9 protein-coding genes and 1 riboswitch are annotated in these 11,526 nt (G+C 40.6%); of the genes, 4 read left to right on the top strand and 5 right to left on the bottom strand.

The window, feature by feature from the left end:
* Nucleotide 1: 1 nt before the first annotated feature.
* A complete protein-coding gene (locus I6E85_RS09910) occupies nt 2-1,273 on the bottom strand; it encodes a hypothetical protein (RefSeq protein ID WP_007581902.1) in 1,272 nt (423 codons plus the stop codon).
* Nucleotides 1,274-1,495: 222 nt separating this feature from the next.
* Here I6E85_RS09910 and nhaD point away from each other — a divergent pair, with 222 nt between their 5' ends.
* Together nhaD and lysC are read left to right on the top strand one after the other, a co-directional pair.
* A complete protein-coding gene (gene nhaD, locus I6E85_RS09905) occupies nt 1,496-2,743 on the top strand; it encodes a sodium:proton antiporter NhaD (protein ID WP_007375803.1) in 1,248 nt (415 codons plus the stop codon).
* A 101-nt stretch (nt 2,744-2,844) separates the two neighbouring features.
* Nucleotides 2,845-3,017, top strand: a riboswitch (Lysine riboswitch).
* 75 nt (nt 3,018-3,092) lie between these two features.
* On the top strand, nt 3,093-4,496 hold the full coding sequence (gene lysC, locus I6E85_RS09900; protein ID WP_024590860.1) for a lysine-sensitive aspartokinase 3: 1,404 nt from the start codon (nt 3,093-3,095) through the stop codon (nt 4,494-4,496).
* An 85-nt stretch (nt 4,497-4,581) separates the two neighbouring features.
* Here the strand turns inward: lysC and I6E85_RS09895 are convergent, their stop codons facing one another.
* Nucleotides 4,582-5,340 (bottom strand): 4'-phosphopantetheinyl transferase superfamily protein, encoded by a 759-nt coding sequence (locus I6E85_RS09895; RefSeq protein ID WP_024590861.1) that lies wholly within the window; start codon nt 5,338-5,340, stop codon nt 4,582-4,584.
* 141 nt (nt 5,341-5,481) lie between these two features.
* Here I6E85_RS09895 and I6E85_RS09890 point away from each other — a divergent pair, with 141 nt between their 5' ends.
* The gene (locus tag I6E85_RS09890; protein ID WP_024590862.1) at nt 5,482-6,804 is read left to right on the top strand and encodes a sodium-dependent transporter; all 1,323 of its coding nucleotides are present in this window, start codon (nt 5,482-5,484) and stop codon (nt 6,802-6,804) included.
* Between the two features lie 95 nt (nt 6,805-6,899).
* On the opposite strand, the gene I6E85_RS09885 is transcribed toward I6E85_RS09890, so the two are convergent.
* On the bottom strand, nt 6,900-7,880 hold the full coding sequence (locus tag I6E85_RS09885; RefSeq protein ID WP_024590863.1) for a 2-hydroxyacid dehydrogenase: 981 nt from the start codon (nt 7,878-7,880) through the stop codon (nt 6,900-6,902).
* Nucleotides 7,881-7,978: 98 nt separating this feature from the next.
* On the bottom strand, nt 7,979-8,551 hold the full coding sequence (locus I6E85_RS09880) for a glutathione peroxidase (RefSeq protein ID WP_024590864.1): 573 nt from the start codon (nt 8,549-8,551) through the stop codon (nt 7,979-7,981).
* A gap of 121 nt (nt 8,552-8,672) precedes the next feature.
* Between I6E85_RS09880 and I6E85_RS09875 the strand changes: the two genes are divergently transcribed.
* Entirely contained in the window at nt 8,673-9,554 is an 882-nt protein-coding gene (locus tag I6E85_RS09875) for an NAD(P)-dependent oxidoreductase (protein WP_024590865.1), read from the top strand.
* 485 nt (nt 9,555-10,039) lie between these two features.
* On the opposite strand, the gene sbcB is transcribed toward I6E85_RS09875, so the two are convergent.
* Nucleotides 10,040-11,479 carry an exodeoxyribonuclease I gene (sbcB, locus tag I6E85_RS09870; protein ID WP_197236913.1) on the bottom strand — a complete coding sequence of 480 codons (1,440 nt, stop codon included), beginning with the start codon at nt 11,477-11,479 and terminating at the stop codon, nt 10,040-10,042.
* Nucleotides 11,480-11,526: the final 47 nt, after the last annotated feature.

Below are 11,526 nucleotides of genomic sequence, written 5' to 3'. Positions count from 1 at the left end.
TTTATTTACCTGCCTTTGAATCTGGCTGAGGCTCTGAATTAAATGGATATAAAGAAAAGTGCTGACCGGCAATTTTTACGCGGGCTTTTTCATCGCTTTGAATTATTTTAATATCGCTGTCGCTGACTAATTTTTGATACAAAAATAGCATTTCGTCGGCATCGAGATTTGGGTAGCTTTCGTCTAAAAATTGCAGCAAGGGCTGCGGCTTTTTGCGTTTTTTATTAAAGCGCTTAGCAAAGCTGATTTTAACATCGTTGTAGTCAGGAATATTAGGCGTAACAAATGCAGGCACGTCTTGTTGATCGGGCAATTGGTACTCTTCGTGTTCAAATTCAACCAAGCTTGCCATGTAAGCCACAATATGGCGTTGCTGACCAAGCGAATATCGCTGCGCGTCGCTCACAAAATGTGGCTGTACAGCACTTAGCATGTTGTCTACGCCATTTTTGCGCACAAGCCCAAGTACTTTGGCTGCTTGGCGAGTAATTAAGTTATTACGGCGTAACTCTTCGCGTAGCGGCATAAGCATGTCGGCACTTTTACGTAAGCTTTCTCGACCCACTAAATGCATTTCGAGTATACGGGTACGTAATTGCTCCAGCATGCGTTTGTCGTTGTACGCTTTACCTGAGCGCTCAATGTGCAGTATTTGCTTACTTATTTGCTCTTCAATGAGGGTAAAACATGCATGAAATTCACCGCGAATATCAACCATTTCAAGCATTGGCTCTATGTATTCGTCAAACGCTTCTATTACCGCTTTATAACGCTTTTGCAGCGATTGCACCGCATTATTAGATTTAGCTTGTTCAACAATATTTAAAATAGCGTTTTCGTTGTGTGCGTATAGCTTCATTATTTTACGCACCCGATCATCCATAATGCGGCTGTAGCGGCGTAAATCGTCAAAGTCTTCTATTTCGCCAGCGTTATCTAGGCGGTTACCTAAACGTGCGAGGTCGTCGACTAATACGCTAATTTCTTGCGCTAAGCCTAAATGCTCTTCTTGCAGTAAAAACGTAGCAAAATCGGCAATGGCACGATTTATTTCAAGCTGAGAAGATTTAGCCAGTGGAATTAAAATATCTTGGTTTAACAAGCGATTTGTTTCTTTATAAATGCGTTCGTTTGACCACGTAGGCTGCTTTTGCTTAATCGCGTTTTGTACGTCTTTTAGGCTAAAGTCAGCCATTTTAAAACGTTTAAATAATAGCTCTAATACACCCCAATGTTCGGTTATGGTGTTTAGCAGCTTTTTAGCTGGGATCATAAGAGGTTACAACATCCTAGTATTTTATTATTGAGTTCTTTTAGAAGACTCATTATTACGTATTTTTAATTAACCTTGTCTGTATATAGTATTCGTTTTTAAGACCATTTAATAATAGTTTTTGCATAGAGGCAGTGCTAAAATTCGCGCCGAAAATAGGCACATGAAATGGAATGTTATTTGTGTGTTCTTTAAAACTATATCAAAGGTTGTTTAACTACCATGGTTTCCTCGATTATTCTAACCCTGATAGCGATTGCATTTTTACTGATCGTTATAGAAGATATAATCCATGTCAATAAAGCTAAAACCACGCTGTTTTTTGGTACGCTTTGCTGGATTCTTCTTTTTATATACCCTCTACACGGGCAAAGCCCCGATACGATTCAACACCTTTTAAATGAAAATATTTTAGAAATTGCCTCATTATGGCTGTTTTTAATGGCTGCAATGACCTTTGTAGCGTATTTAAATTCAAAGGGGTTTATAGAAAATATTGTGCATCGTGTTATGCCAAAAAGTATTAGCGAAAAAAAGCTCATGTTTTTGGTGGGTGGTTTTGCATTTTTGTTTTCGTCGATTTCAGACAACGTAACAGCTACGCTTATATCGCTTGCGGTTGTTATGTCGTTAAAACTTGAACCTAAAAAGCTCATTAAATACGCCACGCTTATTGTATTTGGTGTTAACTCAGGTGGGGTATCGCTAATAACAGGTGACGTAACCACACTAATGATATTTTTAGATGGCAAAGTAACCATTGCTCATTTATTACTACTTATAGCGCCAGCTCTTGCAAGCGTTATGCTGCTAGCTGCGTTACTGTCTATCGGTATGAAAGGGCGTGTTGAGTTTGCTGGTGCAGGTAAAACCCGCATTGAAAAAACCGACATTACCATCGCCGTTATATTTTTATCTACCGTAGTGAGCACACTTATGCTGAGTGTAGTTTACAGCGTACCGCCTTTATTAACCTTCTTGTTTGGCTTATCAGTGATGTTTTTAGTCGCGCAATTTTTAATGCGCAAAAAAGACATTAACAAAGACATAATCGATTTTGTTCGCGATATAGAATACGACACATTATTGTTTTTTGTAGGTGTACTTTTACTTGTAGGCGCACTTAAAGAAATTGGTATGTTGAGTAAATTTACCGACCTATACACGGTAATGGCACCTGAGTACGCAAACTACTTAATGGGCATATTATCAGCAGGGGTCGATAACGTACCGCTTACCGCTGCATTATTAAAAGCCGATATAGTAATGAGCCAACAACACTGGTTGTCGTTTACTTATGCAACGGGCGTGGGCGGTTCAATGCTTATCATTGGGTCTGCTGCGGGCATTATTGCCATGAGTAAAGTTAAAGCGCTTACCTTTATGAGTTACTTGCGTTTATCGCTGCATTTATTAATTTGTTACACGGTTGGATATGCGGGCTCGTATTACATGGGCAGTTTTATTTAACTCATAAATTATTAAATGCTTGACAGCTAGACGTCTAAACGATAACTTTCAAAGCCCCGCTACTTAGTGGGGTTTTGTTTTATTAGCCACTGGTTAATAAAGCATTCAGAAGAGGTGCGATACTTAGGTACTTAATGTTAGGCGACGAAAGCCGATGATCATTAAGGAGGGAAGTACTCGCCGAGGAAAATAATGGTACGTCGTCATTATTTTTCGGTTTATGGGGCTGAATCCTCAAAACTGTCACCAATATAGGTGGAGAGCTTCTGGCAGTGGACTTATCTTCAAGCATTCCTTTGCCAAGTTCTTCTTGTTTTATTGCGATTTGGATATCGCGAAAGGAGACTAAATGACTACCCAATCAGCGCCACAAACAGTGCCTCAAACAGAGTTAAGCGCAAAATCAGATTACATCGTTGCCAAATTTGGCGGAACCAGTGTTGCCAACTTTGAAGCGATGAGTCGCTGTAGCGAAATTATTGTTGCAGATAAAAGTGTACGTATTGTTGCCGTGAGCGCTAGTGCCGGCGTAACTAACCACTTAGTTGCACTGTGCAAACCAAGTATTACCTCAAGTGAGCGCCAAGAGCATATAAACGGCGTGCTTGCTATTCAACAAACTATTTTAGATGAGTTATCGCTAGATGCCGATTTAGCGGTTGGCTTTAACGAAACCCTAAAAGCATTTCAAACATTGGCTCAAGAGCCACTAACAACCGATCAGCAACACGACGAGCTACTTAGCTTTGGTGAGCGTTTATCGTCGTATTTGTTTGCTCAGGTACTGCGTTTACAAGGTTTAAACGCCGATCGCTTTGATGTGCGCAAGGTGCTTAAAACCGACAGCCAATTTGGTAAAGCAACGCCTAATGTTGCAGCCACAGCGCAAGCTGCTAAAGAACATTTAATCCCGTTATTAGACGCTCAAGTAATTGTGACTCAGGGCTTTATTGGCAGTGACGAATACGGCCAAACCACAACGCTTGGACGTGGTGGTTCTGACTATAGCGCTGCATTATTAGCTGAAGCAATTAACGCTAAAAGCGTGCATATTTGGACCGACGTAGTGGGTATTTTTAGCACCGACCCGCGTTTGTGCGCAAAAGCGACGCCAATTGCACGTTTAAGTTTTGACGAAGCCGCTGAAATGGCAACCTTTGGCGCAAAAGTATTGCACCCAGCAACTATTTTACCAGCGAGCCGTAGCCACATTAATGTATTTGTAGGCTCTAGCCGCGAGCCAGAGCGTGGCGGTACATGGATTGAGCGCGAAAAATCGCAGCAACCAGGTATACGCGCAGTAACGCAACGTAAAAACCAAATATTGCTTACGCTTAAAAGCCCAGAAATGCTCCTAGCAAGCGGCTTTTTAGCACGCGTATTTACACTATTAAGTGAATACAATATATCGGTAGATTTGGTAACCACATCAGAAATTAGCGTAGCTATAACCCTTGATAACGCGCAAAACGCCTCGCGTCCAGAGCTTGATCAAGAATGCCTAGATAAGCTTGCAGAGTTTTGCCATGTTTCGGTAGAAAACAACCTAACACTGGTGGCACTTATTGGCTCTGAGATTCAATTACGCCAACACGAAATGAACTTAATGAGTGTACTAAAAGACTTTAACATTCGATTAATTTGTCACGGTGCAAGTAAGCACAACTTGTGCTTTTTAGTAGAGCAAACTGAGTCAGATAACATAGTACAGTCTATTCATAGCCGTTTATTAGAAAATGATTTTGCTGCGTAAGTAATCGTTATTCAGGAAAATCACCTAGTAAAGTTACCTAGTAAAGTTACCTAGTAAAATTAACTAGTAAAGTCACTTAATAAAGTTACTTAACAAAGTCATTTAATAAAAAGCATCGCCAGTCGATGCTTTTTTTATGCACCACACTCACATCAAAACAAACATTGCTGTTACTACTATCAACTACAGTAACGTTATTACTGCTAGCACTCAGCTTTGCACTATGTAATTCGTCAAACACATTAGGGCTAAGTAATTTTGCAATAGGGCGGCTGGTGGCTTTAGCAAGTGACTCTTTTAATGTCCAAATTCTAAAAAACGTATCTGCTTGGGCTTCGGTATTAGTGGGCTTGGTGATAAGTGTAATTTCATCATTATGGTAAAAATGCTTAGCGAGCTTTTCAAACGGGCGCTTTAGGCTTACTTTTTCAATATCAAAACCAAACTCACTTTTATCAAGATTTAGCGCGACCCCAACTAAACCATGCGAGTGCGAAATACAGGTATTAATAACATCACCACTCACATGTATTTGCAGCTTTGAGCTTGCCTCGTCAAATTCGGTACTCATTTTATTAAGGGCTACGTGCGCATGTTGCGGCTGCGTTACTTTAATAAGGTGTTTTAACAATAACCGCGTAGCTAAATACTCTTGCTTAGCTGGCGGGCTTTTACGGCGGTTTATAATAGTTAATTCAAATGGGCTTAAGCAATCGGGCAAATTAAAGTCACTAAGCTCAAGTGTTTTAGCATTAAATAATAAAATACTGTTACTCGCTAAAGACAAGTTTGCCAATTGAGTTGAAGTAATACTCAAGGCATTTTTAAAATAGTGTTCAGTCATAAAAGCCCTAAAGCAAAAGAAGTCGCTGATATTGTGAGCGGTTAACGCCACTAACAAAGGCTGGGTACAATTTTATTACTCAGCTGGCATGAAATATGGTTTAATTCACAATAATCAAAATAATAACAGATTTGTAGATGTATGGCACAAGTGCGTGATGGGTTTCAAAGCCGACTTGGTTTTGTTTTAGCCGCTGCTGGCGCAGCAGTGGGTTTGGGTAATATTTGGGGTTTTCCTACGCAAGCGGCCAACCATGGTGGCGGTGCATTTTTACTGGTTTACTTTATTGTTATATTTTTACTTGCGCTTCCTGCGCTGTATACAGAACTTTATTTAGGTCACAAAGCACAAGCTAACCCTGTAAAAGCATTGGGCGATGCATGGCAAAACACTAGCCGTAAAGTAGGCGCAGCAGCAGGTTACATAGGCCTTGCGGGCGCAGTTGTTATGCTAAGTTTTTATTCAATAGTGGCAGGATGGATGCTTTCGTACGCTATTGAACCCATAACAACCTTTTTAGGTTTCACAGGCGCAAGCGAATTTTTACATAGCGACTCAGTGCTGCGTAATTTTGTATTTACGCCGCTTATGCTTATTTTAACAGCCAGTATTATTTTAAAAGGGGTTAAATCGGGAATCGAAACCTGGTCGCGCCGTTTAATGCCACTGTTACTTGTGCTGCTAGTTGGTTTAATTGCCTACATTGCAACACTCGATGGAGCAAGCGAAGGCTTTGCCGCGTATTTAATTCCTGATTTTAGCCAAATACTCGACCCTAATTTAATTATTGCTGCAATGGGGCAAGCGTTCTTTTCGCTCTCACTAGGTGTGGGTTGTATGATGATTTACGGCTCGTATTTACAGCCAGATGCTAATTTACCAAAGCTCACCGCAGGTGTTGCTTTACTCGATACCAGTGTCGCATTTTTAGCGGGCTTACTTATTATTCCTGCTATTTATGTGGCGCAGCACAACGGTGTAGAGGTATTTAGTGGCGGTAAACTGATTGGCGAAGGGCAACTTATTTTTGCTATTTTACCTGAGCTATTTAGCACCATGGGCGAAATTGGCTTATTAGTTGGTTTATTGTTTTTTGTATTAATGTCTATTGCATCGGTTACGTCAACAATATCGACGACTGAAATTCCGGTAGCGTTTTTAGTCGAAAACCACAACGTTAGCCGCACCAAAGCAACCTGGGCCGTTAGCGGCGTTGTACTTGTGTGTGCAAGCGCAATTATACTAAATTTTGATTGGTTATTTGGCTTAGTTATTATGCTATTTACTCAATACCAATTACCGCTTATGGGTTTATTTTACTTTATTACAGTAGGGTGGATGTGGCAGCGTGGTAATAAATTACATCAAGCAACAACAGGCGTACATTACTGGTTTGCTCAGTATATTCGTTTTGTTTGCCCAATATTAATGACCTTGGTATTTGCAAACGTTGCCTTTGGTTAATTTTATCTAAGCCCTAAAATAAATTAATAAAGCGAAGTGAGTTTAAAACGTACTTCGCTTTTTTTGTGCCTAAAATTTAGGTATAGCCAAGAACTTTATAAAACCTCATTAGTCAGAGGCCTACCTTCATTTACTTCAAGCGCGTTAAGTAGGGTTGTGTTTGCTATTTCGGTGAGTGCTTCTTGGGTAAAAAAGCCCTGATGGCCTGTTACTAAAACATTTTTAAAGCTCACTAAGCGCGAAAATATATCGTCTTGATTTATTTCGTCGCTGTGGTTTTTAAAAAACAGCTCCGACTCTTGCTCGTAAACGTCGAGCCCTAAGTACCCTAATTTTTTAGTTTTAAGTGCATTAATGCACGCTTTGCTGTTAAGCAGTGCCCCGCGAGAGGTGTTAATAAGCATAACGCCGGTTTTCATTTTGTTAAATGCCTCGTCATTTATTAAATGATGAGTTTGCTCCGTTAAAGGGCAATGCAAAGAAATCACATCGCTTTGGCTAAGTAAGGTGTCTATATCGGTAATTGTATAATTGCCAGGTTGTGCGTATGGGTCGCACACTAATACTTTAGCGCCAAAGCCATTTAAAATGTTGCACAGCGCAAGGCCAATTTTACCGCAACCTACAATACCCACGGTTTTATTGTGCAAGTTAAAGCCTAGTAATCCGTTTAAATCAAAATTGTCTTCGCGTACGCGGTTATACGCTTTATGGGTTTTACGGCTAAGCGTTAGCATAAGTGCAATACAATGCTCGGCTACGGCCTCAGGGCTGTAAGCAGGAACACGTAATACTTTAATTTTATGTGCTTTTGCTGCAGGTAAATCAACGTTATTAAATCCTGCACAACGCAGCAAAATAGTATTTATGCCTTGGCTTGCCAGTTGTTCAATAACCGTGGTGTTTACGGTGTCGTTAACAAATACACATATGGCATCAAACCCGTTTGCTAAAATAGCCGTTTGTTCGCTCAGGGCTTGCTCAAAATACGTTATTTTTATATCACGGTGATCGCGTGTACTTTGTTCAAAAAAAGGCAGTTCGTACTTTTGAGTACTAAAAAAAGCAATGTTCATGGTAATAGCCTCGACGCTTAAGGAGTATTATTTATTACTAATACAATAAACTACTTTATAAACCTGTGCTTTAGTAACGCGCATTTTATTGATTTAAATTAAGCCTTAAGCGGAGCCTTACTTGAGGTAAACAAAGGTATTTTTGACGATACTTTTTTACCACCTCTAGCAGCGCTTAACTTTGCGGCTTGCAGTAGGTTGCTTTCTATTACTTGTTTAAGTGTTTCGGGCTTAGTACGTGGTGCATAGCGTGCAACAAGTTGCCCTTGTGAGTTAATTAAAAACTTAGTGAAATTCCACTTAATTGCACGATTTTGCGAAATACCTCGCGTATGCGATTTTAAATAATTAAACAATGGATGTGTTTCTGGCCCATTTACCATTAGCTTACCAAATACCTCAAATGAGGTATTAAATTGATCTTGGTAAAAGTCTTTAATGGCTAAATTATCAAGTGGCTCATTTTGGCCAAACTGGTTACATGGAAACGCAAGCACAGTAAAACCATTGCTTTTGTATTGCTGATAGAGCTTTTCGAGTGCGTTTAATTGCACCGAAAAATTACACTTACTCGCTGTATTAACAATAAGGACGGTTTTGCCCTGTAACTGGCTAAGAGGAAAATTTTCGCTGTTAAAAAGTGGTGCATTAAATTGATAAATACTATCCATAGGTTACCTACTTACCTTTCCCGCTAAGGAAATTTTATAAAGACTTTCATTCGCTTTTTTATCGACCGGTTGACATAATCGAGGTCTAGTTTCTAAGTTATCAGTTTAATAGGTCATTTTTATGTCAATGAAAGTCGCATTTATAGGTTTAGGCGTAATGGGTTACCCAATGGCGGGGCATTTAGCAAAAGCAGGATACAGCGTATGCGTGTATAACCGTACTCAAGCTAAAGCACAAGCGTGGACTGCAGAACATTCAGGAAGCCTTGCACCCACCCCGCGCGAAGCTGCCAACAATGCCGACATCGTATTTATGTGTGTTGGTAACGATGACGATTTACGCTCAGTAGTGTATGGCGACGACGGCGTGTTAGCGGGTATGTTACCGCACACTGTTTTGGTTGATCACACCACAACCTCTGCCGAAGTAGCACGTGAAGTGGCTGCAAAAGCGGCTCTGCAAAATATCGACTTTATAGATGCGCCTGTATCGGGCGGACAAGCTGGCGCCGAAAACGGCGTATTAACGGTTATGGCGGGTGGTAGTGAAGCTGTATTTGCTAAAGTGCAGCCAGTTATGGCGGCGTTTAGTCGTTTTAGCCAATTGTTAGGCGGCGTTGGCTCGGGACAACTTTGTAAAATGGTTAATCAAATTTGTATTGCTGGTGTAGTGCAAGGTTTAGCCGAAGGCTTACATTTTGCCAAGCAAGCTGGGCTTGATGGTGAAAAAGTTATAGAAACCATTTCTAAAGGTGCAGCCGGTTCGTGGCAAATGGAAAACCGCTACAAAACAATGTGGGCAGGTGAATATGAGTTTGGCTTTGCCGTAGATTGGATGCGCAAAGATTTAGGTATTGCACTCGATGAAGCTAAAAACAACGGCGCTACTTTACCAATGACCGCAACGGTCGATCAATATTACGCCGATGTACAAGCACTCGGCGGTGGCAGATACGACACCTCAAGCTTACTAGCACGCATTGAAGCGCTGCATAAAAAGTAACGCTGTAGACGCGAAGCTTGCTTGCGTGACGGGCAAAGCCCGTAAAGTAATTTATTCACAAAGAGGTTATGAGGCGCTGCGCTTTTAGAGGAAGTAATAGATCTAAAAAAGATTGTTTTTTATGTCTTCTCATTTACTCCTCATTCGCTTCTCTTTGTGAAATAGATTTTTATTTAAGTAATTAAAAGCTGTGCTTTTCACGTGAGCAAGCTCAACGTTTACCCCAAAGTGTCGATATGAATTTTACTTGTAGACGCGAAGCTTGCTTGCGTGACGGGCTCACAAAGAGGTTTAGAGGCGCTGCGCTTTTAGAGGAAGTAATAGATCTAAAAAATTATTGTTTTTATGTCTTCTCATTTACTCCTCATTCGCTTCTCTTTGTGAAATAGATTTTGCTTTGTTTGAAGTGGTACAGATATTTATAAACAAAAACGCGACGCTTTATTGCTAAAGCGTCGCGTTTTTAATGCGTTATACAAACAAAATTACATGCTTTGTGCGTAGTTATACAGCGCCTTTAAAATTGTAAGATTTTTTTCGCTGTCGTCATGTTCATGCGCTAGGTTTTCAAGGGTGATCATAAAATCTTGCGCGTTAATCGATGGTTGATCTTCGCCGTGCATTAGCTTGTTTTGGCAATACTGGCGCCATTGATCAAGCTCTTGCTGGTTTAGCGTTTCAGGCCAGTTACGGGCGCGGTATCTAAACAACAACGTATTAAACTTTTTATCTTCAAAGTCTAACTTCAACCCAGCCAATTCATCTGGTTTTGCATCACGAATAATCGCAAATTTAGCTTTATCAGCATGGCTTGTAAACCCATCGTAAAGTAAGTAGTCAACGTTAGTTGTTGCGCTGTAATCACCTTGCTCGTTAAACACTTCCGTTACTTTATCGCGAAGGTCGGTATTGGCTTTTAAAATAGCTAAGTTAGCTAAGCACTGCTCGCGATCAATCCCAAGGCGGGCGGCATTTTCAGGTAATAACGTTTTAGCTGGGGCTAAAATAGGGCACTTGTTTAAATGCACTAGTTTTAAGCCAACAGGTAAATCGTCCTCGGCTAAATCTACACGTTTGGTGTATAAACGTTTGCGTAACTCTTCTACGTTTAAATCAATGAGTACTTGCGGATTTTGGGTTAAATCAAAACAAATAACCGCGTTTTTATTAACCGGATGAAAGCTCATTGGTGCAACCCAGCTTGTACAGCCTTGTGTTGCAGGTATGCGCGATGTGGTATGCACCAGCGGCGTCATGTTAAATACATCAACCAATTCAGCAAGGGCTTTTTTATTACGCAGCCCAAAAAAGAAGTTATATAGCTTTGGCTGTTTTTCTTTTATTAGTTTAGCCAATGCAATAGTGGCGGTTACATCGCTTAGTGCGTCATGCGCAGCGGCGTGTTCAATACCATTGGCTACCGTTAAATGCTCTAGCTTAAAGCTTGGGCTTCCGTCTTCTTTTAACGGCCATTCAATGCCTTCAGGGCGCAGCGCATAACAAGCACGTACTAAATCAATAATATCCCAGCGACTATTATTATTTTTATATTCGCGCTCGTATGGGTCGTAAAAATTACGGTAAAAGCTATAACGGCTTACTTCGTCATCAAACCGAATGCTGTTGTAACCGGCAACACAGGTGTTTGGCACACTAAACTCAGCATGAATTTTTGCTATAAACTCAGCTTCAACTAAGCCTTTTTTCATCGCCACTTGTGGCGTAATACCCGTAATTAAACATGCCTCAGGGTGAGGTAAGTAATCCGCTTGCGGCTTACAATATTCAATAAGCGGCTCGCCAATTATATTTAAATCAAGATCGGTACGAATACCCGCAAATTGGCTCGGCTTATCCTTTTGAGGGCTCGCCCCCCAAGTCTCGTAGTCGTGCCAGTAAATAGTTGCTTGTTCATTCAAGTTCATAGTTGTAAAGCCTTGTGTTTCAATCTTTTGAATTTACTGAATAATTT

Source organism: Pseudoalteromonas sp. NZS71 (assembly GCF_015864715.1).
Taxonomy (GTDB): Bacteria; Pseudomonadota; Gammaproteobacteria; order Enterobacterales; family Alteromonadaceae; genus Pseudoalteromonas; species Pseudoalteromonas arctica.
Note: the sequence above shows the minus strand (reverse complement) of the source record. Positions and strands in the feature narration are given on the sequence as shown.